The organism is Anaerofustis stercorihominis (assembly GCF_024623185.1).
Lineage (GTDB): Bacteria > Bacillota > Clostridia > Eubacteriales > Anaerofustaceae > Anaerofustis.
Genome location: NZ_JANJZK010000003.1, coordinates 1 through 26,349, shown reverse-complemented (window position 1 = coordinate 26,349; position 26,349 = coordinate 1). Strand labels below are relative to the sequence as shown.

General features: G+C 31.3%; 19 protein-coding genes. 10 read left to right on the top strand and 9 right to left on the bottom strand.

The genetic code is table 11. The features are described 5' to 3' along the window. Positions 1-32: 32 nt before the first annotated feature. Genes NSA01_RS02615 through recF form a run of 4 tightly spaced genes read right to left on the bottom strand, consistent with a single transcriptional unit; the run spans position 33 to position 6,188 of the window. Positions 33-680: a lactate utilization protein gene (locus tag NSA01_RS02615; RefSeq protein ID WP_257479961.1), complete on the bottom strand. Its 648-nt coding sequence runs from the start codon at positions 678-680 to the stop codon at positions 33-35. Between the two features lie 16 nt (positions 681-696). After that, complete coding sequence (gene gyrA / locus NSA01_RS02610; RefSeq protein ID WP_257479960.1) at positions 697-3,165, bottom strand: DNA gyrase subunit A; 2,469 nt, start codon at positions 3,163-3,165, stop codon at positions 697-699. A gap of 12 nt (positions 3,166-3,177) precedes the next feature. Continuing rightward, positions 3,178-5,088: a DNA topoisomerase (ATP-hydrolyzing) subunit B gene (gyrB, locus tag NSA01_RS02605; protein ID WP_257479959.1), complete on the bottom strand. Its 1,911-nt coding sequence runs from the start codon at positions 5,086-5,088 to the stop codon at positions 3,178-3,180. Beyond that, a complete protein-coding gene (gene recF / locus NSA01_RS02600) occupies positions 5,088-6,188 on the bottom strand; it encodes a DNA replication/repair protein RecF (protein ID WP_257479958.1) in 1,101 nt (366 codons plus the stop codon). The genes gyrB and recF overlap by 1 nt, the downstream gene beginning before the upstream one ends. A gap of 359 nt (positions 6,189-6,547) precedes the next feature. Here recF and NSA01_RS02595 point away from each other — a divergent pair, with 359 nt between their 5' ends. The 7 genes from NSA01_RS02595 (at position 6,548) to NSA01_RS02565 (ending at position 12,916) form a co-directional block, all read left to right on the top strand. Then, positions 6,548-7,156: a hypothetical protein gene (locus NSA01_RS02595; protein ID WP_257479957.1), complete on the top strand. Its 609-nt coding sequence runs from the start codon at positions 6,548-6,550 to the stop codon at positions 7,154-7,156. A gap of 170 nt (positions 7,157-7,326) precedes the next feature. Beyond that, entirely contained in the window at positions 7,327-7,683 is a 357-nt protein-coding gene (locus tag NSA01_RS02590) for an Asp23/Gls24 family envelope stress response protein (protein ID WP_257479956.1), read from the top strand. Between the two features lie 22 nt (positions 7,684-7,705). Continuing rightward, positions 7,706-9,355, top strand: a complete 1,650-nt coding sequence (locus NSA01_RS02585; RefSeq protein WP_257479955.1) for a DAK2 domain-containing protein — start codon at positions 7,706-7,708, stop codon at positions 9,353-9,355. 2 nt (positions 9,356-9,357) lie between these two features. After that, the gene (gene recG / locus NSA01_RS02580) at positions 9,358-11,385 is read left to right on the top strand and encodes an ATP-dependent DNA helicase RecG (protein ID WP_257479954.1); all 2,028 of its coding nucleotides are present in this window, start codon (positions 9,358-9,360) and stop codon (positions 11,383-11,385) included. Between the two features lie 8 nt (positions 11,386-11,393). Further along, the gene (gene rsmD, locus NSA01_RS02575) at positions 11,394-11,936 is read left to right on the top strand and encodes a 16S rRNA (guanine(966)-N(2))-methyltransferase RsmD (protein ID WP_257479953.1); all 543 of its coding nucleotides are present in this window, start codon (positions 11,394-11,396) and stop codon (positions 11,934-11,936) included. Continuing rightward, entirely contained in the window at positions 11,937-12,422 is a 486-nt protein-coding gene (gene coaD, locus NSA01_RS02570) for a pantetheine-phosphate adenylyltransferase (protein ID WP_257479952.1), read from the top strand. Positions 12,423-12,424: 2 nt separating this feature from the next. Beyond that, on the top strand, positions 12,425-12,916 hold the full coding sequence (locus tag NSA01_RS02565) for a hypothetical protein (RefSeq protein ID WP_257479951.1): 492 nt from the start codon (positions 12,425-12,427) through the stop codon (positions 12,914-12,916). Between the two features lie 17 nt (positions 12,917-12,933). Here the strand turns inward: NSA01_RS02565 and NSA01_RS02560 are convergent, their stop codons facing one another. From NSA01_RS02560 to murI, 5 genes are read right to left on the bottom strand one after another with little or no spacing between them, the layout of a single operon-like run. After that, on the bottom strand, positions 12,934-14,028 hold the full coding sequence (locus NSA01_RS02560) for a nucleoside recognition domain-containing protein (protein ID WP_257479950.1): 1,095 nt from the start codon (positions 14,026-14,028) through the stop codon (positions 12,934-12,936). A gap of 14 nt (positions 14,029-14,042) precedes the next feature. Beyond that, a complete protein-coding gene (locus tag NSA01_RS02555) occupies positions 14,043-15,242 on the bottom strand; it encodes a nucleotidyltransferase (RefSeq protein WP_257479949.1) in 1,200 nt (399 codons plus the stop codon). A 1-nt stretch (position 15,243) separates the two neighbouring features. Further along, positions 15,244-18,759, bottom strand: coding sequence for a helicase-exonuclease AddAB subunit AddA (gene addA / locus NSA01_RS02550; protein ID WP_257479948.1), 3,516 nt, complete (start codon positions 18,757-18,759; stop codon positions 15,244-15,246). Next, positions 18,746-22,081 carry a PD-(D/E)XK nuclease family protein gene (locus tag NSA01_RS02545; RefSeq protein WP_257479947.1) on the bottom strand — a complete coding sequence of 1,112 codons (3,336 nt, stop codon included), beginning with the start codon at positions 22,079-22,081 and terminating at the stop codon, positions 18,746-18,748. The genes addA and NSA01_RS02545 overlap by 14 nt, the downstream gene beginning before the upstream one ends. An 11-nt stretch (positions 22,082-22,092) precedes the next feature. Further along, on the bottom strand, positions 22,093-22,902 hold the full coding sequence (gene murI, locus NSA01_RS02540) for a glutamate racemase (RefSeq protein ID WP_257479946.1): 810 nt from the start codon (positions 22,900-22,902) through the stop codon (positions 22,093-22,095). 120 nt (positions 22,903-23,022) lie between these two features. Between murI and NSA01_RS02535 the strand changes: the two genes are divergently transcribed. The 3 genes from NSA01_RS02535 to lysS all read left to right on the top strand — a co-directional run bounded on the left by NSA01_RS02535 (position 23,023) and on the right by lysS (position 25,942). Then, a complete protein-coding gene (locus NSA01_RS02535) occupies positions 23,023-23,898 on the top strand; it encodes a hypothetical protein (RefSeq protein ID WP_257479945.1) in 876 nt (291 codons plus the stop codon). A gap of 77 nt (positions 23,899-23,975) precedes the next feature. Beyond that, a complete protein-coding gene (gene greA, locus NSA01_RS02530; protein ID WP_257479944.1) occupies positions 23,976-24,449 on the top strand; it encodes a transcription elongation factor GreA in 474 nt (157 codons plus the stop codon). A gap of 17 nt (positions 24,450-24,466) precedes the next feature. Then, positions 24,467-25,942 carry a lysine--tRNA ligase gene (lysS, locus tag NSA01_RS02525; protein WP_257479943.1) on the top strand — a complete coding sequence of 492 codons (1,476 nt, stop codon included), beginning with the start codon at positions 24,467-24,469 and terminating at the stop codon, positions 25,940-25,942. The last annotated feature ends 407 nt before the right edge of the window (positions 25,943-26,349 follow it).

Below are 26,349 nucleotides of genomic sequence, written 5' to 3'. Positions count from 1 at the left end.
AAAAAAGACCTTACAAAAGGTCTTTTTTGTTTTTATAATCCTAAATTATCATCGTTTACGAAGAATACTTTTATTCTGTCTTTGTTTCTTTGAAAACCTGTAAGTGTATAGAATATGCAAATCTTATCCATGCTTCTGCAGTTTGCACATCTGCCTAATTTCCTGCATGGCGTATCCATATCGAGTCTCTCGCAGTTCATCGGAGCAGTTTGTTCTTTTACTCTGTCTATGGCTGCGTCTACATCAGATACTATTTTATTGGGACTTGCAATTATAACTACATTATCAGGTCCGTATATAAGTGAAGAAACCCTGTTTCCCGTTCCGTCAACATTATATAGTTCTCCCTTTACTGTTATAGCGTTAGAACTCATGAAATAGTAATCCACAAAATTTGCTTCCATTGCAATTTGTCTTTTCTCTTCTTTTGTAGAGCCTTCTTTTTTTCTATCTTTAAAATCATAGCTCTTTATAAGTTCCGTTAGTCCGTCAATTTGCTTGATCGTGTAACTGCCTCCCAGGGCAGTAGTAGAACCTTCCGGTACCATTTCTTTAACAGCGTTTAATAACTCTTCTTTGCTTTCAAAATATCTTGCGTCCATGTTGTTTCTTTTAAGAGCGTCGATAGTTGTAAGTATTTTTTGTTTGTTAACTTTTTTTATACTTTCATTATAATCCATTTTATTCATCTCCTAATTATTCTTCATCAGGATCATCTAATTCTTCGTCCTGAGAAGGGACTTTAGCAATAGTTGAAATATTTACGTCTTCATCAAGAGTCATAACTTTTACACCGGATGTACTTCTGCCCATTTGAGAAATCCCGCTTGTGTCTATTCTTATAACGGTTCCGTCTATACTTATAACCATGATATCGTCTTTTTCTTTCTCTATTACGCACATGCCGGCAAGTTCTCCGGTTTTCTTTGTGACTTTATAGTTAAGGACACCTTTTCCCGCTCTTCCTTGTGTAGGATATAAGTTAGTTTTTGTTATTTTTCCGTAACCTTTTTCTGTAACAGATAGTACATAAGCATTATCTGTGGCTATATCCATTCCTATAAGATGATCATCTTCTTTTAGGCTTATACCTTTAACGCCTTTGGAAACTCTTCCGATAGCTCTTACATCTGCCTCGTTGAACTTGATAGCGAGACCTTTATGTGTTCCAAGGATTATGTTTTGGTTGCCGTCTGTTAATGATACTCCGATGAGCTCATCGTCTTCCGCAAGGTTGATTGCTACTATACCATTTTTTCTTGATGAGTCGTATTCAGTTAGGCTTGTCTTTTTAAATACTCCGTTTCTGGTTGCCATAACGAGATATTCATCATCTTTGAATTCTTTTATAGGTATAACTGCGGTTATTTTTTCTCCCGGGTCAAGTGCAAGGAGGTTAACTATAGCCGTACCTTTAGCTATTCTCGAAGCGTCAGGGATTTCATAACCTTTGAGTCTGTAAACTTTACCTTTGTTTGTAAAGAACATTATATAGTGATGTGTTGTTGTAAAGAATAAGTGTTTAACGAAGTCATTTTCTCTTGTAGAAAGAGCCGTAACACCTTTTCCGCCCCTCTTTTGAGTCTTATAAGTGCTTGCTGGAAGCCTCTTCACGTATCCGACATGAGTTATTGTAACTACGATGTCTTCTTCTTCAATCAGATCTTCCATGTCGAAGTCTTCATCGTCTACTTCAAAAGCTGTTCTTCTTTCGTCCCCGTACTTATCTTTTATTTCGGTAAGTTCTTCTTTGATGATACTCATTACAAGTTCGTCACTTGCAAGAACGCTTTCCAAGTATTCGATTGTTTTAAGAAGTTCCGCATATTCGTTTTCAAGTTTTTCTCTCTCTAAGCCCTGCAGTCTTCTAAGTCTCATATCGACTATAGCTTTTGCCTGAACTTCGGAAAGATCAAATCTTTCCATTAATTTTTCTTCAGCGTCATTATAACTTGCTCTTATGATTTTGATTATTTCATCTATATTATCGAGAGCGATAAGAAGACCTTCAACTATATGTGCTCTGGCTTTTGCCTTCTTTAAATCATATTCAGTCCTTCTTACGATTATATCTTTTTGGTGGTTTAAATAATGTACTAATATTTCTTTTAAGTTTAGTACTTTAGGTTGGTTATCTACAAGTGCAAGATTTATTACGCTGAAGGTATCCTGGAGCTGTGTATACTTATATAACTGATTTAAGATTATAGAAGCATTTACGTCTTTTCTTAAATCTATACAAACTCTTATTCCGTTCCTGTCGGATTCATCTCTGATATCCGATATACCCACTACTTTCTTATCTCTAACCAAATCAGCGATTTTTTCAACCATTTTGGCTTTGTTTACCATATAAGGTATTTCTGTTACTACTATCCTTTGTCTTGTTTTGCTTATTTCCTCTATATGAGTTTTACTTCTGAGTTTGATTCTTCCTCTGCCTGTAGTATAAGCATTATAGATTCCGGTTTTACCCATTATGATACCGCCGGTAGGGAAGTCCGGTCCCTTGACATATTTGATCAAATCATTAATTTCTATATTTGGATCTTCTATCAAAGCTATTATAGCTTCCACGACTTCTCTTAAATTGTGAGGAGGGATGTTTGTCGCCATACCTACTGCTATACCGTTTGAACCATTTACAAGTAAATTAGGAAATCTACTTGGAAGCACTAATGGTTCTTTTAATGTTTCGTCAAAGTTAGGTGCATAGTCGACGGTTTCTTTTCCTATATCCCTAAGCATTTCACCTGTCATCTTAGTCATCTTAGCTTCGGTGTAACGCATAGCAGCTTGGCTGTCACCGTCTATTGAACCGAAGTTACCGTGTCCGTCTACAAGTGGATATCTTGTTGAGAAATCTTGTGCGAGTCTAACCATTGCATCGTATATGGAACTGTCACCGTGAGGGTGATACTTACCCATTGTATCCCCGACGATTCTGGCACTTTTTCTGTAAGGTTTGTCATATGTCAGATTAAGTTCCGACATAGCATATAATATCCTTCTATGTACCGGTTTTAAACCGTCTCTTACATCCGGAAGAGCTCTTCCGACGATTACGCTCATGGCATAATCTATATAAGAGGTCTGCATTTCTTCGACTATATCTCTGTCTTCAATCTTACCATGTATATCTTGAATTTCTTCTTTTTTTGCCATTCTTTATACCTCCTATATATCTAGGTTTTGAACCTTTCTTGCGTTTTCGGTTATGAAGTCTTTTCTAGGCTGTACTTGGTCTCCCATTAAAATAGAGAATATTTCATCTGCATATGCGGCGTCATCAATACTTACCTGAAGGAGAGTTCTGTTTTCAGGGTTCATCGTTGTATCCCAAAGCTGCTCACCGTTCATTTCTCCAAGACCTTTGTACCTTTGAAGACCTATTTTATCTCTTCCTATTTCCTGAAGCTTTTCTTCAAGCTGTTCATCCGAGTATAAGTACCATACTTTCTTTTGTTTTTCTAGTTTATATAGAGGCGGTTGTGCGATATAGACATATCCCGCATCGATAAGTCCTCTCATGTAACGATAGAAGAAAGTAAGTAATAATGTTCTGATATGAGCACCGTCGACATCGGCATCGGTCATGATTACGATTTTATGATATCTTGCTTTTTCGATGTTGAATTCTTCGGATATTCCCGTACCGAAAGCAGTGATCATTGAACGAATGGTGTCTGTATTTAAAATCCTATCCAGTCTTGCTTTTTCAACGTTAAGTATCTTACCTCTAAGAGGCAAGATAGCTTGTGTCTTTGAGTTTCTCCCAAGCTTTGCACTACCGCCCGCCGAATCCCCTTCGACTATATATATTTCACATTTAGAAGGGTCTTTTTCCCTGCAGTCCGCAAGTTTACCCGGAAGAGCTGTACTTTCAAGTACACTTTTTCTTCTTACCAAGTCTTTGGCTTTTCTTGCTGCTTTTCTTGCTCTTTGTGCAGTCAACGCTTTTTCAACGATTATTTTGGCTACAGGAGGATGTTCTTCAAGATAAGATGAAATATTATCTCCTACAGTGGTATCTACATATCCTCTTACTTCAGGATTACCGAGTTTTGTTTTTGTTTGTCCTTCGAATTCAGGGTCTGCAAGTTTTACACTTATTACTACGCAAAGACCTTCTCTGATATCATCTCCGGATAGGTTTTCTTCGTTGTCTTTAAGTATGTTATATTTTCTCGCATAAGCATTTATACTTCTAGTCAAAGCTGTTTTAAATCCATTTACATGCATACCGCCTTCAACAGTATTTATATTGTTGGCAAATGAATAAATACTTTCGGAGTAGCTTGTGGAAAACTGCATTGCAACTTCCAGCATGCATACATCGCTTTCTTTTTCGAAGTAAATTACTTCAGGTGTTAATTTTTCTTTGCCTCTGTTTGCATAATCTACAAATTCGATGATACCGCCTTCGTAGTGAAAAGATTCTTCCTGATCTTTGCCTTCTCTTGTATCTTTTAATGTTATATTAAGACCTTTATTTAAGAAAGCCAGTTCTCTTATCCTATGTTTTAGAGTATCATAATTGAAGACAAGCTCACTGAATATTTCTCCGTCGGGTTTAAAGAAGACAGTTGTACCTGTTTTTTTTGTTTTTCCTACGACTTCAAGTCCCGTCATAGGTTTTCCTCTTTCATATTTTTGCTCGTAAACTTGTCCGTTTTGATAGACATTTACGGTTAAATGTTCGGAAAGAGCATTAACTACGGATACCCCAACACCATGAAGACCTCCGGAAACCTTATATGTACCAGAGTCGAATTTACCTCCGGCATGAAGCATTGTAAGTGCTATTTCCACCGCGGATTTTTTATATTTTTCATTCATTCCGGTAGGGATACCTCTACCGTCATCCTCTACTGTTATCGTGTCACCTTCACCTATGGTAACAACTATATTTTTACAGAATCCGGCTAAAGCTTCGTCCACACTGTTATCTACTATTTCGTAAACTAAGTGATGAAGTCCCTTTTCCCCGGTGCTGCCGATATACATTCCGGGTCTTTTTCTAACGGCTTCCAAGCCTTCTAATACTTTGATTTTACTAGCATCGTAATTGCTATTTTGTTTAGCCACTATTTACCTCCTATTAAATTCCCTTTTTCTATTTTATATATTTTATAATCATCTATATCTTCCAAAAAAGAGTAATTGACACAAGTTATAAATGATTGTGTGTCCTTAATTAAGTTTAAGATTTGTTTTTGTCTGAATTTGTCTAAATCACTCATCACATCGTCCAGTAAGACGATAGGATAATCATCGAATTTATCATATAATAATTTTATTAAAGATAATTTCATGCATAGTGAAATACTTCTTTGCTGACCTTGGGATGCAAATTTTTTTGTATCAAGGTCATTGAGAAATATATTTATATCATCATGGTGAATGCCGATAGTTGTTGTCCCTTTCATAAGGTCATCATTTCTGGCATTTTTTAATGCTTTTTTGTATAAGCTTTTTATATCTTTTAAATCTTTTGCATTTTCAAGTACATTTGAAGAATAAAAAAATCTGACTTCCTCATCTTTGCTTACTTCCTTATTTAATTCATTAGTAATTTTTTCTATTTTTTTTAGTACGTTTATCCTAATCTTTATTATATCGCTTCCGATGGTATATAAAGTTTCATCGTAAACTTCAAGTAAGCTGGATGCTATGTTCCTCTTCGAATAATCCCTAAGGATAGCATTTCTCTGTTTAAGTGCTTTATTGTATTTCCTTAGAGCGCTGTGATAACTCGGGAATATATGGCTTATACTTTCATTCAAAAATTTTCTTCTGTCAGCGGGGTATCCTTTTATGATTTTTAAATCTTCCGGAGTGAACATTATAAGATTATATTCTCTTAAAAGTTCTGTCCTGCTTTTTACGGGAGAAGAATTGATTTCATATTTTCTTTTATCTTTTATGATACATTTTATAATAGTATCAATATCATCTTCTTTTATTACTTTTGCCGATATTTCAGAGTATTCTTTACCTTTTTTGATGAAGTTCAGAGTATTTTTCTCCCTGTGAGACATCCCGTTTAAAGTTAAAGAAAGGGCTTCTAAAAAATTAGTTTTGCCCTGTGCATTTTTCCCATAAAAAATATTATACTTTTTATTGAAGGAAGTATTTATTTTATTTATATTCCTAAAATTTGTGATCTCAATATTTTCTATATACATATAAAAAAACCCCTTTAGGTTTTATAAAAATATTATAGCATATATTGCTCTTTTTTGCTAGTGTTTTAGCTCATAAAAGCCCGTATTTTAAACTTTTTTAATGCTTTTAAGAAGGACATTTGGGTATATGTATTTTAACTTTAAATTTGCCGATAAAAAGGAGCGGTAATAATTGAAAAATAAGACATTATGTAATTACTTGGAACATTTTGACATAGTTATTATTTAATAATTTTTCTTTAAAATAAGGACTATGTGTATTAATTTAGAATTTAATCGGATATTTTTAATATAATATTTGATTAAATCAGAATTTATTATATAATAGTTAAGATATTTTATAAAACGGAGTCTAATTTATGAAGAAATTTTTAAAAGAATCAAGTTTGTTTTACGGAGTAGTTATTTTTCTTTCATTATTTTTGTTTTTAAGACCCAGTACTATAGGAACACTAACTGCCGCTCAAATGGATATGCTTAAAAATCTATATATTTACTTTACTATCGCGATGCTCCTTTGTCTTGGATGTTTGGCACTTAGAAGCTATTTGTATGCCAAAGTAAGATATGGGACAATAAAAAGTATCGAAGACAGAAGATATGGAAGGATCAATACATTCGTTTATCTGCTTATGCTGTTAGGTATCATAAATATACTGGGAGCTGTTTTTTATGAATTTCCTAAATTATATAAGTTAATGAATACCGGTCTTGGTGCAATACTTGGCGGATCAACGGGTTTAAGCTTTACCGTAACCGGAATGCTGATAATATATATAGTATTTATATATGCTATTATTGCAACTCAGCTTATGGAAGAAGATTTACCGAGAAGAAGAAGAAGTGTTAAACTCGTTAAACTTGAAGTGACGGAATTCTTTAAAATATTCCTTCCTCATATTCCAACACTTATTTCACTTCTTATAGTTGTTAATTACATATTTGATGTTCAAAAATTAGTGAAATAAAAATTAATTTGTTAAAAAAGAAGAGTAAACCTCTTCTTTTTTGTTGTTAAATTGTTTTGGTTATGATATATTACCTTTTGGAAATAATAAAAAAATGACAAAAGCTATTTTTTTAAAATCTTATTATGATATAATAAAGATAAATATAGTTAATTAAGGAGATAATTTTAATGTACGCTAAAATGACGGATAATATAGGAGATGTAAATATCTCTACGGAAATCATTGAACAAATGGTTGGGCTTTGTGCCATGGAATGTTTCGGTATTGTCGGTATGGCAAGCAGAAGTGTTACCAACGGGATAATAGAACTGTTAAAAAAGGAAAACCTTAGAAAAGGTGTTAAGGTAGTAGATGAAGACGGAAGACTTGTTATCGATATTTACGTTATTGTTGAATTTGGCGTGAAAATTGTTACTGTTGCAGAAAATCTGATCGATACTGTAAAATATAATATAGAAAAACAAACGGGACTAAAAATCAAGAAAATCAACGTTCACGTTCAAAGCGTAAGAGCTAATCAATAAAATAACTACGAGGTTTTGGGATATGATAGATGCAAGTATGTTTAAAAAAGTGTTAAAAGGCGCTTATGCCAATTTGGAAAACAACAAACAAATGGTTAATAACCTTAATGTTTTCCCGGTTCCGGACGGGGATACCGGAACGAATATGTCTCTTACCGTTAAGACAGCGGTAGAGGAGATGAGTAAAGTTACGAGCGATAAAATAGGAGATGTTGCCGCAAGCATGTCAAGCGGTGCTCTTATGGGTGCCAGAGGAAACTCGGGTGTTATTTTATCTCAGCTTTTCAGAGGATTTGCAAAAGGTTTAAAAGATGTCAAAGAAATAGATATCGATGCTTTGATCGGTGCATTTGAACTTTCTACTAAAATGGCTTACAGAGCGGTTATGAAACCTACCGAAGGAACGATACTTACCGTTGCAAGAGAAATGAATGAGTTTGCAAAAGAACATGGAAAGAGTTATTCAAATGTCGAAGAATTTGTTTCTCATGTACTTGATGCGGGAGAAAAATCTCTTCAAAATACCCCAAATCTACTTCCTGTTCTAAAAGAAGCAGGTGTTGTAGATGCCGGAGGAAGAGGTCTTCTTTGTCTATTCGAAGGTGCATTAAAGGTGCTTAGAGGCGAGGAAGTCATATTTATTGACGTTGAAGAAGTAGAAAAGGAAGAAAGCGGAGTAAAAGGATTTGAAATCGATTCTTCCGATATAAAATACGGATACTGTACTGAATTTTTAATAAAAGTTCATAAAGAAAATTTAAAATATGAAAGTGCCTTAACGGCGGCATTAAAAGATAAATTGACTCCTATCGGTGACTCACTGGTTGCTGTTCATGATAATGGTATCATTAAAATCCATGTTCACACAAATGTCCCTTGGAATGCGATGAAAATGGCTGCTACATGCGGAGATCTTTCTAAAATTAAAATTGAGAACATGAGAGAACAGCATAATGAAATAATCATTAAGAATGAAGAAGATAAAAAAGAAGATAATAAATATTCATCAGAAGAAAAAGAGTATATATTTATCGGTGTCGCTGCGGGAAGCGGTATGAGTAAAATTTTAAAAGATCTTGGTATGGATTATGTGATCGAAGGCGGTCAGACAATGAACCCTTCAACTCAGGATTTCCTTGATATAATAGATAACACCAACGGTAAAAATTATTTATTGATGCCTAATAATAAGAATATTATTATGGCGGCTACTCAGGCAAAAGATATAAGCGAAAAGAATATCGAAGTTGTTAAAACAAGAACCATTCCTGAATGTATTTCAGCCCTAATGGTATTTGAACCTGATTCAAGCCTTGAAGATAATGCAGAAAACATGAGCGAAGCTATGGAAGAAGTCAAAACAGGGCAAGTAACTTTTGCAGTAAGAGATACGAGCATAGGAGAGAAGAAGATTTCCGAAGGTGATATTTTAGGTATATTAGGCTCTGATATTGTAGCTGATACAAAAGATATAAGTGAAGCGACCTTAAGTTTGATCGATGAAATGGTAGATGATGACAGTGAACTTATAAGTATCTATTACGGTGAAGATGTAAAAGAAGCCGAAGCTGAAAAAATAGGTAAAATGGTTGAAGAAAAATATTCTGACTTGGATGTTGAAATAACATACGGAGGACAGCCTTTATATTATTATATTGTTAGCGTAGAATAAAAATGAGTTGTAAATTAAGCGATTTAAAGGGCGTTGGAGAGAAAAAAGAACAAGCTTTAAATAGTATGGGCATTTATACTTTAGAAGATTTACTTGACTATTATCCCAGGACTTACGAAGTCGTAGGAGATATCACTTCGATAAATAAAGTAAGACCGGGAACAAAAGCTTTGGTAAAGTGTACTTTCCTGGAAGCTCTTAAAACCAGGATAGTTAGAAAAAATTTAAAAATAACAAAAATAAAATTCTTAAGCGAAGGTAGTATTTTTTATGCTACCTTCTTTAATAATCCATATATATCCTCTTACTTCAAAAAAGATACTTCGTATAAACTATATGGAAAAGTCGAAAAAAATGGGAATTACTTTGAAATGGTATCTCCCAAATATTCAAAGTTAGAAGATAATGTTTCGATTAAAAACGGACTTAATCCGGTTTATCCGCTGTCTACAAAAAATAAGCTTACAAATAAAGATTTTAAAAACTTTATATCTTCTGCTTTATGTAAAGCAGATATCATAGATTATATTCCATTTGAGATAAAGAGGGAATATGGTCTTATTTCGCTTAGTGATGCATATAAAAATATTCACATCCCCAATTCTTTGGAAGATACTTTGAAAGCAAATGAACGAATGACATTTGATGAATTCTGCGGATTTAATTTATCTATTATTTTAAATAAAAATTTAAATCTCGGTAAAAAGGGTGAAATATTTGAAATAATAAATAAAAATAAATTTATGGAGTTAATTCCTTTTGAATTAACTCCCTCACAAAATAAGGTCATAACAGAGATTGAGGAAGATTTAATATCGGGAGTTAAGATGAACAGGCTGGTTCAAGGTGATGTGGGGAGCGGGAAGACCGTAGTTGCTTTATATGCAGTATATTTGACTGTATTAAATGGTTGTCAGGCAGCTTTTTGCGCTCCGACCAAAATACTTGCAATGCAGCATTATCAAAGCATAAAAGAGATATTTGATAAACTTGATGTTAAAGTTGAATTATTACATTCCAAAATGACAGCTAAAGAGAAGAGAGAAGCCTATGAGAGGATTGAGTGCGGCGAAAGCAAGATAATAGTCGGGACTCATGCAGTGTTCTCTTCCAAAGTAAAATATAATAATCTCGGACTGGCGGTCATAGATGAACAGCATAGGTTTGGTGTGGCTCAAAGGGGTTTTTTAGATAAAAAAGGAGAGAGTGTACATACTCTTGTTATGAGCGCTACGCCCATTCCAAGAACACTTATGCTTAGTATATATAAGGATTTGGACGTAAGTATTATCGATAAAAAACCGGGAGGCAGGAAAGAAATAAAGACATATTATAAGGATTATTCTTATTATGACAGGATATATAGATTTGCCCTTAAGGAAATAGCTAAAAACAATCAAGTATATATCGTATGTCCATCAATAGACAGCGATGATTTAGAGGCTGCGGAAAAAACTTATAAGAAGCTAAAAAAAACATACTTTAAAAATGTAAATGCTGCTTTGATACATGGGAAAATGGATGAAGATGAAAAAGAAAAAATTATGGAAGATTTTTATAACGGAGCAATAAGTGCTCTCATTGCTACAAGTGTCATAGAAGTGGGGATTGACAGTAAAAACGCAACACTTATAATAATAGAAGGTGCGGATAGGTTCGGACTTGCATCTCTTCATCAGTTAAGAGGCAGAGTTGGAAGAAATAATAAAGATTCTTACTGTATACTTTTAAGCGAAAATCCTAGTAAAAAAAGTATTGAAAGATTAAATTTCCTTTCAAAAAATAACGATGGTTTTGAAATTGCATTATTTGATTTAAAAACCAGAGGAAGCGGAGATATCCTCGGTTACCGACAAAGCGGCAAGGGAGGATACAATATATATAAGTTAATCGAAAATAGTGAGTTATTTAATAAATCCAAAACGGCAATGGATAAAATATTGAATGATGATAATGAGGTAAACAGAAATTATTTAAAATATATAAAAAATAAGTATGATAATGTTACAAAAGATATTACGTGGAATTAGAGGTAAAAATGAGAGTAATAGCAGGTAAAATGAGAGGAACCAATTTGGAAAATCCCAAAGACAGAAGGGTCAGACCGACTACGGACAGGATTAAAGAAGATTTATTTAATATAATTATGCCTTATATACCTGATAGTTTGTTTTTGGATTTATTTTCTGGAAGCGGAGCAATAGGAATAGAAGCTATAAGCAGAGGGTGTAAAAAAAGTATTTTTGTAGATAATAATATGGACAGCTTTCGTTTAATAAAGAAAAATATAAAAAAGACCAAATGTGAAGAGCAGAGTACCGTAATCAAAAAAGATGCAATAAGCTTTGTAAATACCACAAAAGACAAGTTTGATGTCATATTTTTGGATCCTCCATATAATTATGAAAAACTGAAAAATTTGATAGAAAATGTCGTTAAATGTGATATACTATGTAAAGATGGGATATTGATTGTCGAACATGATAAGAATATACCTCTTGAGCCGGTTGAAAAATTGGTTAATATAAAAACAAAGTCTTATTCTCTTACAAGTATTGACTTTTTTGTTACGGAGGATTAAATGAAGAAAGCAATATATGCAGGAAGCTTTGACCCTATCACCAGCGGTCATGTTGATATTATCAAAAGAGGGGCGAAAGTTTTTGATAAAATATATGTGGTACTTATGGAAAATACCACAAAGTCTCATTTGTTTTCACTTGACGAAAGAGTCAGATTTCTTAAAGAGAGTATAGAAGACTTGGGAGATAGAGTTGAGGTCGATGTTTATACAGGGCTTATTGCTGATTACTGCAATATAAAAGATACTTATATTCTGATAAGAGGACTTAGAGCCTTGACGGATTTTGAATATGAGTTTCAAATGGCAACTATAAACAGAAAGCTAAACAAGGAAGTAGAAAGTGTATTTTTTGTTGCGAGTAATGAATATACATATGTTTCTTCAAGTAATATTAAACAGATTGCGGAATTTGGAGGAGATGTTTCTACAATGGTTCCTGAATGTGTTAATAAAGCACTTATAGAAAAATATAAGGGAGAGTAAATATGAAAGTATTAGAATTATTGGATAAACTTCAAGATTTAGTTGAAAATGGTGCTACTGTTCCTTTTTCTACAAAGATTATTGTGGATCCTGATGAAGTTCTTGATTTGTTGGATGAAATCAGAGCAGAGATGCCGGGAGATTTAAAAGATGCAATAAGGATAAATGAACAAGAGAAAATGATTATAGGCAATGCGGAAAGAGAAGCGAACAAAATTATGAATGCCGCAGAAAGAAAAGTTAAAGAACTTATAGATTCCGATGAAATTACCAGAAGTGCATATAATAAAGCTGAAGATATGCTTAAAAAGGCTAATACGGAATCGCTTAATATGAGAATAGGTTCTATCGAATATTCTGCCGCAATGCTTAAAGATCTTCAGGATAAATTAAGGGATATGATCAATGTGGTGGAAGACAATAAGGTTGAACTAAAAGAGATGAGAAAGTCTGCTACAAACTCAAGACCGCCGGAAGTAAGAGAAGAAAAATAATTAAAAGAGATATGAAATCATATCTCTTTTTTTATTAAAGTAATTAGTGTTATTAAAGTAAAAGTATATACTGTGACAAATATCAATGAAGAGGTCAAATTAAACATAAATGGTATTTTCATCCCTATATTAAAAGTAAGCGTAGCATCTTTAAGGAAAATAAAACTCAATATATATGATATTCCTCCGGATATCAAACCCAGAGATAGTTTTGATAACAGGTATTTTCCTATACTCAAATTTGTATTTGAAATGAATGAAATACATTGCATATTTGCACATAAGCCTCCGAATGATAAAAGGAAAGTTATTACACCTATCATAATAGGGGCAGAAATAAAATTAAGTTCGCTCAGACCTTTAATACCTATTGTCATTTCCATTATACCTTTAATAAAATTGGATAAAAACATATTTATTTTAAATGGAAGGATATCCAGATGTGTAAGTAATGTGGTATCCATTAAATTTATAATAAGTGAAAAAAACATTATGTAACCAAGTACGTTTATCAGTGTATCCATACTGTTGCTTACGCTTTCTGCAAATATTTTTCCGACGTTATAATGTTTTTTATATGTTTGCTTATTTGAACCCATAAAAACATGATTTTCTCTTTTAAAAAATAATCGAGCATATATAAATAGTGCCATATAAATGCTTGGAAGTATTATAAGACCGGACGCCGGAAGATTTAAAAAGGCAGTCGCTACCGTTCCTATAACGAATATAGGTCCCGGTGTAGAACAAATAGAAATCAGTTTATTTGCTTCATTAAATGACAGCTGATTATTAAGATACATCTCACTTACGGTCTTGCTTCCTATTGGATAACCCGAAATCATACTTGTAATAAGCGGATATGCACCTTTTCCGCTTAATTTAAAGTATTTAGACATGAATGGGGAAAATATTTTTGCCATATATTTTGCATAGTCCAATTTAAAAAACATATTTGAAAGTACAAGAAATGGAAATAAAGATGGTAGTACACTTGTAAAAAATAGCATTCCGCCTTCTTTTACAGCTGCCATAGCTGTTTTTGTTTCTATGAATAAATATATTAAAATTGTCATTAAAATAATAAAATATAAAAAATTTTTCTTTTTCATATTTTAAATATATGCTACTTGTCCTTGTAAAATGCCATTTTATAAAAGTCAAGATTGAATTTATCGTGATTTACATTATATATATTATCCGCTTTAATATTTTTTTTGATTATTTCTTTATCCGGTTCATTTAATTTATTTATATCTTTATTATAATTATTAAATATTTTTATATCATTATTCTTTATCTGTTTTAATAATTCTCTGCCGTTGCTATTAAATCCCAATACTTTAATAAACTTCGGAGTATGCATTTTATATTTATTAAGTTCATCTTTAGTGTAGTTTGTAAGGATGTGGATTAAAATCCTTCTTATTCTATTCTTTGTATATCTTTTTGTTGCTACTCGATTAAGCAAATCTTCTATATCTTTACTTTCAAATATATTGTTATAAATCCTGTTGTTAAGACCTATTTCCATATCTGCATATTTATATAGTTCTTCACTTTCCATTGATAAAATAATGTTTTTAATCGTGCTGAAGTAATTTTCTATAACTTGGGAATTTGCTCTATTTAATGTTGAATAGAAGTTATATGAATTACTTGGAACGAAGTTACTTATATCTTCTCCTGATAGTATTTTTTCTCTGATACCAAAGGCACTTAAAAATTTATTACTGCTGTCAGTACTTTTATATGCTGCTGTCCTTTTTATAGGATAAGGTTTGATATTTGATTTTAACTTTATCAGTTCTTTGATGTATTCCATAGCCAAGATATTGTTGGGAGAACTCATGAAAGAGGTGTCTATATTTAAAATATCTTTAACTGCATTTTCTCTGGATGATATATAAGAATACCCTAATTTTAAATACTCTTTAAGTTTAATTTTATATTCTTCGCTCTCTGTTAAAAGGAACTTGCATACTGCTGTTATATCTTCAAGTTTTTCACTGTCCTCCATTCCAAAACATAAATAATCTATTATGCCTAAACTATTTAAAATACTGACTGCCGAAGAAGAAAAAATTTCTGCGGTAGAGCATGCGTAAACAAATGGGAGCTCAATTACAACATCTGCACCGTTTTTAACTGCAAATTCCGATTTTTTATATTTGTCTATTATTGATAGCTCTCCTCTTTGAGTGTAGTTTCCGCTCATTATACAAACTACATTATCCGCATTCAATTCTTCTTTTACCTTTTCAATTTGATATTTATGTCCGTTATGAAAAGGGTTATATTCACTGATTATTCCGACGGTCTTCATATTAAACCTCTTCTATTTCATTTTTACTTAAAAAGTATATGTAGCTGTGCTTCACTTTTTTGTTCAATAGTGTCGATATTGCTTTTTTATAATAGTTAAGCTGAACTTCAAATCCTTTTAAAAGTTCCTTCTTTTCATCCTCATTATTGTAATGGTTCGTTTTATAATCTACGAGTATCATAGCTCCGTCTTCTGTTTCAAAAGTTAAGTCTATTATCCCCTGAACAAGGATTTCTTCTTCACTGTCTATCCATTTACTAGTTATATCCTTTGCCTTTAACGCTAGGTTGAATGGAAGTTCTCTATATATTTTTTTTGAATTTAGAAGTTTTTTTCCTATTTTGCTGTTAAAGAAATTATAAATATAATTGATATCAATATTATCCACTTCTTCTTGTTTAAGCATTTTTTTATCTATAAATTCTCTGATTTGATTATCTATTTCTGATTTTAGATTTTCAGCTGTTTTAAGTTTATCAATATCGATTATTTCAAATATAAAGTGTATTATGTTTCCTTTTTCTGCACTTGAAAGAGCAGTTTTTTTCTGTTTGAATTTTGGTGCTTCCCTTAAGTTTATTACATTGTTTCCTACTTCAAGCAAATCTATATTTTTAAGACTGCTTACTCCTGCTTTCCTTGGAATAGTGGTATTTACTATATTTTTATATTTAAAGTTTAAATCACTTTTGATTTTATTTATTATTGTGCCCTCTAATTTGAATTCATCTTCTTTTTGTTTATTCTGTGTTGTTGATAACTCTGTTGATAAGTCTTCTATTTTGTTATTATATATTATAAAATTATTGTCTTCGTGAATTATATTATTCTCTTCATCGTATATTTTTTTAGTTAAAATCCCCTGCATGATCCATTCGATATATGAATTTGAAAATTCTACAGAGTAAGGTGTCACATTATTGGGCAGTTTTTCTATAAGTTTTTTAGTATCTTTTGAGTATGATGTCAGTATCAGCTTTTCCTTTGCTCTTGTTAAAGCTACATATAACAGTCTCATTTCTTCGCTTAATATTTCATTGTTTTCGACTATTTTTGCACAAATCTTAAATATACTGTCTACTTTATACTTGTTATCCAAATCAATTAAAGAAGGGCATATTCCCAAATCCTTATTTAACATTATGGGTTTCTTCGTATCAAGCATATTAAACATTTTGTGACATCCCATTAAAATGACTATAGGGAACTCTAGACCTTTGCTTTTATGTATGGACATGAAGTTTACGCTGTTCTCGCTGTCTTCGCTGAAAGCATATCCGCTTTCACTTTGGATCTTTGCGTAGTCCATGAAGTTTATAAATCCATATAATCCTTCATTTGAAAAACTTTCATATTCTTTAGCTTTTATGAGCAGTGTCTTCATGTTGTTTACTCTTATATTCCCAAAAGGAAGAGCACTCATATAATCCATTATATTGGTTTCTTCATATATACTTGATATTAAGTCCGGAACTGATGTGTATAGGCTTTTTTCATAGTAATTATTGATTACATCAAGCATATGTATAACTTTTTCTTTTAAAACTTCATTTACATTATTTTTGCTTTTAAAGGATAAAACGCTTTTATAATAATTAATTTCTCTTGTGGAAATCTTTATCTCCAGCAGTTCATCCACCGTAAAATTGAATATAGGGCTTCTCATTACTGATAAAAGGGTAATATCATCTTTAAAGTTGTTAATAATGCTTAAAAAATCCTTGATCGTTTCAATTTCAAGAGTCTTAAAATATTCTATTTCTTTTTCGCTCATTACCGGTATCGAGTATTTATTGAATATTTCTTTAACGTTCTTAATCCTCATATTTGCACTTCTGTGAAGTATACAAATATCGCTGAACTTAACTTTTCTGTATTCTTTAAGTTCCGGATCGTAAATATCTGTTCCGATAAGGTTATTTATCATTAAAGCTATATATGTTATTTCGCTTTCTTCTGTGCTGAGTTCACTTAACTCTGAGTCAATTGAGTCAACATCGGCTGTATCCTTATTGATAAGATGAACTTCGATTTTACTTTCTATTTCTTCATCTCTGCCGGCTATTAACCGTTCATTTTCATCATAGTCTATTTTTCCTATTTTCTCTGACATTATCTTTTCAAACAAATAATTTATTCCATTTATTATATTTCTATTAGTTCTGAAGTTAGTGTTCATATAAATAGTTTCATTTATTTTTTCTTTTTTCTTATATTTATCTATCCTATCTAAAAATATTTCCGGCTCAGCTTGTCTGAAACGATAAATACTTTGTTTTACATCTCCTACTGTAAATAAATTGTTTTCTTTGATTACTTTATTGATAATTGCTTCCTGTACAAGGTTTGTATCCTGATATTCATCAACAAAAACGTAGTCGAACTTAGATAAGATTTCTTTTCTTGCCTTTTCATCTTCAAGTATTTTAAGACATAAATGCTCTGTGTCTTTAAATTCGAGGACTCCTTTTTCTGATTTTAAATGTGTGTAATATATATCAAAATCTATGATCGCCTTTTCGATTACTTTCATGTGAGGATAGAGATTATGAACCACGTCTATGATATCTTTATAATTAAATGTTAAAATGTTTAGTGCTTTTTTTAATATATCTTTACTCTCGTTCCTGAGATTTTGAACTTCTGCTTTTTCTTCTGCTTTTAGCCCACCGGCTTTAAATCTTTTAAATATATCTGAGGGTTTTAAGGTAATAAATTTTTCTAAATCATTCTTCATTATATTTTGTGCGTTTTTAAGCCCGTCCAAATCCATGTTTAAAATTTCCAGTAAATCGTCATTTGCTTCATATCCTATTGCTTTATCTTTAGCTTTAGTTGAATAATCAAGTGCCAACGATAAATATCCGTTTATTTTATCTTTGATTATATCTATATATATACTATTTTCTATATCTGCATAGTCAGCATTAAATAACTCAACTTTTTCTCTCAGCCATTTAAAGGGATTTGGTCTATTGTAAATAAAGAAATATATTTCCTTTAATATATTTTTAAACTCTTCCTCATCGGAATTAAAAGAATAAGATAGGGAAGTATTTATAAAATCCTTATCTTCTTTTTTGTACCTATCTTCAAAAAGCATATCGAATGCTTCGTCCATAAGTATGTTTGCATTGGTGGAATCTATTATTTTAAATGCGGGGTCTACATCGACAAGGTGATAATATTCCCTTATTATACTTATGCAGAATGAGTGAAGAGTGGATATATTTGCTTTTTCAAGATTGGAAATTTGGTCAAAGAGATATCTTTTGTCGTTACCTTTTTCTTTTATTTTAGAATATAGAAGCTTTCTTATTTTTTCTTTCATTCCGCTTGCAGCCGCATTTGTAAAAGTAACCACCAAAAATTTATCTATGTCTGTTTTTTCTTCCAGCATCAATCTGATGATCCTGTTTGTGAGGATCGCGGTCTTTCCGCATCCGGCACCTGCGCTTATAAGGAGGTTTTTATTATCTGTATTGATAGCATCACTTTGACTTTTAGTCCAGTTCATTTTCTGCCTCCTTTGAGAGTAGTTCTTTTATTTCTTTATTAGGCAAATTGCTAAGTTTGTTATAATTATTATCTTTAAAACAAGTATCAAATTTGCAAATATTATTATATTTGCACCATTCACAAGGTGTAGAGTTGTTTTTATCTATATAAGGATGAATTTCTATTTTACCTTCTGCTATATCATCTATTATTTCTTTAGCTTTATTTTTTGTGTGAATGATTAAATTTGAAAAGTCTTCGCTTGAAAGTATATTCGTTTTATCTCTGTTCACCTTGATGGAATTTTTATTATTATCTATTTTATCCATTAATTCTTTGTCATCCAAAACTACGCCGTCAAGTTTATTTTCTTTTACCGCTTCCTTTATTTCTTCTAAGGAAGATGAGCTTTTTATATTTTCTATAGGCGGTGTGATTTTGAAATAGAAAGCCCCCGCAGGTTTTTTGTCTTCATTATTTGTTGCCGCAGTCAAATATATAGGAAGCTGCATGCTTATACCATAGTAACTTTTTATAAAATCAAAAGTGGCGTTTCCTGTTTTATAGTCTATTACTTTTACATAGCTGCCATTTTCATCTTCATAACTATCTACTCTGTCTATTATCCCGTGGATTGTCATTAAATTATTTTTATTAGTAACGATTTTTATCGCTTCTTCATTTTCCTCACTGAATTTGCTTTCTGTAGATGTTATTTTAAAATTGCTTCTGTTAAGCTCCGATACAATCGTACTTAAAGAATAGTTAGCATTACGAATAAGCTTACTTTTAAAGTAGGCACTGTTGATGATATTTTTAAGTTTTCCGGAAGAATATTTATCTATGATATCATTGGTGATATCAAAAGATATTATTTCTATTTCCTGTTTTTCTATATTCTCTGTGTCTATTTCTTTCTCTATTATCTTCCTTGAGAATTCCGATATTATTTCATGGAGTATGTTTCCTATATCCGGTTTATTTATTTCATTCTTTTTTCTCTCTTTTGGCTTGAGAGCATAAGAAACGAAGTAACTAAAAGGACATTTTGCGTAGGTTTCCAGCCTGCTTATACTAGTTACTATTTCGCCTTTAAATATTTCATCTACCAGCTTCTTATTTTGTATTACGGCTTTGTTATTAAAGGATAAAGCACTATTCATGATATCTATTAAATACTTTCCTTTATCATCTTCTTGATATAAGTCATATATCGTATCCCATAGAGTATTTATTTTGTTGTTATAATTTTTATGTAGTTTATTGTTTAATAAATATTTAAAGGTTGCTTCATAGTTTGATATCAAACTTAAATTATCTTCAAGGTTATTTTTATCAATAGTTTCGATTTTAATCTTTGGCATTATATCCTTGATTTTAAAGATAATGGAGCTGGGAAGAAGTTCATCACCGCTGGTACCGGTAATCGGGTAAGAAATAAATATCTTCTTTTCGGTCTTTAATATAACGCTTGTTAGGAAATATCTTTCTTCGTCTATTTTATATTGTTCTGTAGTTCTTAGATTAATGCCTTCATTAATAGCCATAAGTTTTTCTTTATTTGAAAAAATACCGCTGGAATTTGCGAAGTTGCTTGGAAGAACCCCGTCGTTCACTCCCAGTATAAATAAATATTTTATTTCGCTGCTCCTGCTTCTGGATAAACTTGCTATATTCACACTGTCTATGGTTGACGGTATTATTCCTATTTTAAGTGAATTAAATCCGCTTTCCAATACTTTAGTGTACTCGCTTAATGAAAGTTTTTCATTTCCCAGGAAATCATAGATTTGTTCAAGTGCAGTGATTATACTGTTGTGAATTTGAGCAAATTTATTTGCATTTTCAAAGTCTTCTTTATATTTGAATTTATTTACTAGGTCGATTATTTTTTCATATAATCCGAATTCTTCCATGAAGTCATATAATATATTTGTTATTTCTTTAACAGATGTTTTGTCTTTTAAGTTATTTCGTAGATTTATCAAAGGAAGCATGAATTCATCTTTTTTTTCATTTAAATAATTCAAATCATATTCATTATCCGGATTGTTTCTTTTAAAATCTACAGTCCACATAGTGCCTTTGATGCCGAATTCGAGAGCGTAATTTTCAAAGGTTTCTATGTCATTTTTAGATAAATCGGTCAGTCCGGTGTTTAAAAAGGATATAATATCATGGGTCTTGAAATTGTCGCTTACTATGTTTAATATTTTTAAAATACCTCGTAAGATATTTGTATCCATAATGCTCGTTGTGTTATCGAGAAAAAAGCTGATATTATGTTTTTTGAATGTCTCGCTTATTAATTCTTTATAAGTGTCATAATCAGAAGGGAGAACTTGAATATCCTTAAAGTCCGCGTTTTCCTCTTTTACTAATTTAAGTATGCTAAGAGCTGTCCTTTCTACTTCTTCATATACTGTAGAGGCTTTGAATATTTCTATGTTATTGATTTCACCTTCGAAGGTTTTGGTGTCGTATGAAAATATATTATCTGCCAGAAATTTAATATCTTTTTCTTTTTCGTCTTCTTTATCGACTTCGGTAACTATTTCTTCATCGTTATCCTTTGCAAGTTTTCTTAATTTATATAATGTATCATCGATTATTCTGTAGGATTCGTTATTTGTATCTTCATTTGTATTGGTTGTAAAAAGAAAAGTTTGATTTATGTTCTCATTTGAAATAGCTTCAATCAAGCTATACACGTTTCTGTCAAAGCCTTCAAATCCGAAATAGTAAATGCTTGTATTATCCAAAAATCTTACATTATCGAGTACAGAACTTGCGTATAAAGTTACATCGTCAAAATCCAGAAAATCCTCTGATAAAAAATCATTATAAGATTTGTATATTTTATGTATATCAAGAGCCTTTCTATAGAAATAATCCTCTTCGTTTTTGTTATCAAAATTATCCGGATTTAAATCTTCGCTGCTTACATTGCTCTTTTTAAGTTCGCTGAATAATTCGCTTAAATTTTCATTGAAAGATGCTTTATTTGTTAAAGATTTAAAGCATGTGAGTTCATTTTTTAATTTATTTAAGATAACTTTTATTATCATACTTTTCCCGCTGTCATCAAGTACGGGAGGCATTTCACTTCTTGTTTTTGATATAATTCTATTTGTAAGTCTTTTTATACTAAGCACTTCAATATCAATAAGCCCCTTTGCGCTCAGTTTATCCGTAAGCATTCTTTCTGCTTCTACGGTAAACTGTTCAGGGACTAAGAAAAATACTTTATTGATATTTTGATTTTCGAGTTCGTTTCTTATATCTCTACTTGCTTTAAAGAAAGCTTTTTCTTCGATATAGCTTAGTATGATTTTTATCATTATCGTTATCCTTAATCATTTTCAAATAGTTTTATTTTTTCCAGCTTATCTATATTGATTTTAAGTCTTTTTATATAAGATACGAATTCCAATATATCAGCTGTAGTGTAAAGGGTCTTATGGCTTGTTCCGCTATTTTTAAGTAAATTTTTATCTTTTAAATACATCCTTACATTTTCAACCATTTGCTCTGCAGGATCAAGTAAAGTCAACTCATTATATATATCATTTATTTCCTTTTCTATTATAGGGAAATGGGAACAGCCCAAAATCAGGTTTTTGACATTTTTATCTTTATCTAATATAGGTTCTATACATTCTTTGATGAGCTGATTTAAAAGAGGTTTGTTTTCGATTTGACTATCTATGACTTTAGGCAGTCTTGTAGAATCATTTGATATTATATTAATATCTTTATTTATTTTATTTATCTCTTTATTGTATGATCCACTGTTTACCGTTGCTTTTGTGGCAATAAGCCCTATTAGCTCATCATCTGTTTCGTTACATTTTTTTATTGCCAGTTGGCTTCCCGCTTTTACTATGCTGAATATAGGAACTGTTGAAGTAAGTTTATCTATATGAGAAGAAATGGTGTTGCATGCGAGAAGTACTGCCTTTACACCTTGTTCTTCCAAATAACGTATCATCTTATTTGCAAGCATAATTATTTCTTTTTCAGATTTATTTCCGTAGGGCATTCTTTTCGTGTCGCCCAAATATATGATATTTTCATTAGGCAAGAGCCTTTCGGTTTGTTTGAAGACTGTAAGTCCACCCACTCCGCTGTCCAGTATGCCTATAGGTTGATTTTTGTTCATTAAAATATGACCTCTTTATGTAAAAAATTTTAAATATTCTCAGTGATTATTCTATCACAAAAAACATAACATTAAAACAGATATAAATAATATGATTCATGGTAGTTATAGGGAGTTAATATGAAATTTTTTTATGTTTTTAATTATGATAGATATAAAGATGACTTTGTTCTGACTAAAAAAGAAATATTTATAAACAAGTTACATAAACTATTTTTTGGCTATCCTAAAATGATAGAGCCTTCAAATATAAAGGACAGCAGTTTCAAATTTATTGCAAAAAGTTTATTTGTTAATAATGACGAAATAATAAGAGGTCGTAATTTAGAAAGAATAAATAAAGAAATTGAAGAAGATGATATAAAATATCTTTGTTTGGAAAATGATGTAGACCGAAAAATATTTGAAAATGTGGATTTAATGACATTAGACGGAAGGGAACTTCGTTTTAAAACTTTATTTGAAAAGGTGAAGAAAATAATTGAGTCTCCGGATAAAACTCAAATAGGTTTAATGATAGATGGCAAATCAAATTATGAATACATTAAGATGATTTGCGAATATTTTCCACTGGTGATTTTTTTTGTTAATAATCCTTATTTAGGGGATAATATTTCTGGTAATATTTTAAAAGATATCGGAAGCAGTATATATGTAAGTAAAGATATAAACTCTTCAAAGAGCTGTGAATTGATATTTGATTTAAGCAGAGAAACTTTCAGTGATAAAATAAACATTATAAAAACCGATAATTATATTTCATTATATAAAAAGAAAGAAATAGTAGAAGCAAGACGAAAAATCAATAATATAAAAGTCAGGTGTCCAAATATTAATATTGAAAGAAGCAATGTTAAAAATTTGGAATTATCTTTTTTAGAGGCTCTTATGTACGAGGATAAAGTAGTAAAAAGTAAGAATGACATAATAAATGTAGATTTAGATAAATATTTATATGATAAATGTTTTAAATTGATTTTTTTTAATGAGGAGTAATACTTGACAGGAATGTCCTTAGTATTTATAATATACAGATTGATTGAGAATTAGAAAATAAATTAAGAGGTATCGAAATGGCTGATAAAGAAGTAATTTTATCAAAAAAAGGATATAAAGAATTAGAAGAAAAACTGAATTATCTAAAAGATGTAAAAAGACACGAAGTAGCATCTAAGATAAAAGCTGCCAGAGAATTCGGTGATTTGAGTGAAAATGCCGAATACGATGAAGCAAAACAGGAACAAGGTTTTATAGAAGGCGAAATAAGAGAAATCGAATATAAACTTAAGAATGCGGTTATATTTGATGATACAAATAAAGCAAGCGGCGTAGTTTCTCTTGGCAGTGATGTTAAAGTATATGATACTGACTTTGATGAGGAAGTTGTTTATACTATTGTAGGCAGCGAAGAAGTTGATTTGGATAATAACAAAATATCGAATGAATCACCTATAGGAAGTGCTCTTTTAGGTAAAAAAGTCGGTGAAATTGCAAAAGTTCAAGTTCCTGATGGTATAGTAGATTTAAAAATATTAGAAGTTAAATAATAAGGTAGGTCAAAAGTATGAGTGATTTCTATGATAACGCACCTGAAGTAGTTAAAGTAAGAATTGATAAATTTAAAGAATTAACCGATGAAGGCAAATATCCATATAAAGAAAGCAGATTTGAATATAATGCTTACTGTAAAGATATAAATGAAAAGTTTGAAGAATATGAAGGTAAGAAAGTAAAACTTGCCGGTAGGCTTATGTCTAAAAGAGGACAGGGGAAAGTTGGATTTTATGATCTTATGGACTCTAGCGGAAGGATTCAGTTATTCATTAAAAAAGATGTGGTAGGCGAAGACGAATATGCATTGATAAAAGCATATGATATCGGAGATATTTTGGGCGTTGACGGCGAAGTTTTCAAGACTCAAAGAGGTCAGATCTCTGTCAGAGTAGAAAAAGTTATATTACTTAGCAAATCAATTCAAGTCTTACCTGAAAAGTTTCATGGACTAAAGGACCCTGAGCTTAGATACAGACAAAGATATGTCGATTTAATAATGAACCCTGAAGTAAAAGATGTTTTCTTGATGCGTTCAAAAATCGTGAAATGCATGAGAGATTTTATGGACGGTGAAGGTTTTGTTGAAGTTGAGACTCCTGTTCTCGGTACTTTGGCAGGTGGGGCTAATGCGAGACCTTTTATTACACATCATAATACTTTGGATATTCCTATGTATATGAGAATAGCTACCGAACTGCCTTTAAAAAGGTTAGTAGTAGGTGGTTTTGATAAAGTATATGAAATCGGAAGAATATTCAGAAATGAAGGAATGGATGCAACTCATAACCCTGAGTTTACAACAATGGAATCATACCAAGCATATGCTGACTTTAATGATGTAATGAATATGAGTGAAAAAATGTATGAATATATTGCAAGTAAAACTTTAGGTAAAACTACTGTTGCGTTTGGAGATAACGAAATATCACTTAAAGCACCGTTTAGAAGAGTGAAGATGGTTGATCTTATCACTGAAGAAACAGGTGTGGATTTTGATAAAATCACCGATATAGAAGTAGCAAGAGAAGAAGCTAAAAAATTAAATGTAATACCTGAAGAAGAATGGGGTATCGGTAAAATAATAGAAGAAGTGTTTGAAGAACATTGTGAAGCAAAGTTAATCCAGCCTACTTTTGTTACACATCATCCGGTGGAAATTTCTCCGCTCGCTAAAAAGTGTATGGATGATGATAGATATACTCAAAGATTTGAACTATTCATAGCAGGTCATGAATACTGTAACGGATTTAGTGAACTTAATGACCCATTTGATCAAAGAGAAAGATTTGCGGCTCAAATGGAAAAGAAAGCAACAGGGGATGATGAAGCTCATCCTTACGATACCGATTTTATTAATGCACTTGAAGTCGGACTTCCGCCTACGGGAGGAGTTGGCTTTGGTGTAGACAGATTAGTTATGCTTCTTACTAATCAAAGTTCCATAAGAGACGTAATTTTATTCCCTACAATGAAACCGGTAGAATAAATTTAATTATAAAGGATCATTAATTGGTCCTTTTTTTATTTATTATATTATAATTATGTATAAAAAATAAATTTAAGGGTAATTATTACTAGTGAACTATTAAATACACGATAATATATTAAAAAAAATTCAAAATAATTTATTTAATTTTTTGAAAAAAACTGCAAGTTTTTATGAAAATGCAATAATTTTTACTTCTTGAAACCCCTTCTATAAAAGGGTTTAAGAAAAACTGTAAAATTTTATAAAAAAAGTTGTCAAAAAGCTTGACAAAACTTTATGTATTTGATAGAATAACTAAGCTGTCTGAGAAACAGATGTTTCACAAAACAGCGAGCTAATGATACAAAAGAATAAGAGAATAAGAAGAACGAATTAAAAAGCAGAAATGTAATTTAAGTCAGTGA

Coding starts and splice junctions, on each gene's coding strand:
- NSA01_RS02565 (WP_257479951.1), top strand. CDS start 12,425: ATGAAAGTATTAGAATTATTGGATAAACTTCAAGATTTAGTTGAAAAT.
- gyrA (WP_257479960.1), bottom strand. CDS start 3,165: ATGGCAAAAAAAGAAGAAATTCAAGATATACATGGTAAGATTGAAGAC.
- NSA01_RS02555 (WP_257479949.1), bottom strand. CDS start 15,242: ATGAAGACCGTCGGAATAATCAGTGAATATAACCCTTTTCATAACGGA.
- NSA01_RS02595 (WP_257479957.1), top strand. CDS start 6,548: ATGAAGAAATTTTTAAAAGAATCAAGTTTGTTTTACGGAGTAGTTATT.
- NSA01_RS02545 (WP_257479947.1), bottom strand. CDS start 22,081: ATGATAAAAATCATACTAAGCTATATCGAAGAAAAAGCTTTCTTTAAA.
- NSA01_RS02585 (WP_257479955.1), top strand. CDS start 7,706: ATGATAGATGCAAGTATGTTTAAAAAAGTGTTAAAAGGCGCTTATGCC.
- lysS (WP_257479943.1), top strand. CDS start 24,467: ATGAGTGATTTCTATGATAACGCACCTGAAGTAGTTAAAGTAAGAATT.
- coaD (WP_257479952.1), top strand. CDS start 11,937: ATGAAGAAAGCAATATATGCAGGAAGCTTTGACCCTATCACCAGCGGT.
- NSA01_RS02615 (WP_257479961.1), bottom strand. CDS start 680: ATGGATTATAATGAAAGTATAAAAAAAGTTAACAAACAAAAAATACTT.
- murI (WP_257479946.1), bottom strand. CDS start 22,902: ATGAACAAAAATCAACCTATAGGCATACTGGACAGCGGAGTGGGTGGA.
- NSA01_RS02560 (WP_257479950.1), bottom strand. CDS start 14,028: ATGAAAAAGAAAAATTTTTTATATTTTATTATTTTAATGACAATTTTA.
- recG (WP_257479954.1), top strand. CDS start 9,358: ATGAGTTGTAAATTAAGCGATTTAAAGGGCGTTGGAGAGAAAAAAGAA.
- recF (WP_257479958.1), bottom strand. CDS start 6,188: ATGTATATAGAAAATATTGAGATCACAAATTTTAGGAATATAAATAAA.
- NSA01_RS02535 (WP_257479945.1), top strand. CDS start 23,023: ATGAAATTTTTTTATGTTTTTAATTATGATAGATATAAAGATGACTTT.
- addA (WP_257479948.1), bottom strand. CDS start 18,759: ATGAACTGGACTAAAAGTCAAAGTGATGCTATCAATACAGATAATAAA.
- NSA01_RS02590 (WP_257479956.1), top strand. CDS start 7,327: ATGTACGCTAAAATGACGGATAATATAGGAGATGTAAATATCTCTACG.
- greA (WP_257479944.1), top strand. CDS start 23,976: ATGGCTGATAAAGAAGTAATTTTATCAAAAAAAGGATATAAAGAATTA.
- rsmD (WP_257479953.1), top strand. CDS start 11,394: ATGAGAGTAATAGCAGGTAAAATGAGAGGAACCAATTTGGAAAATCCC.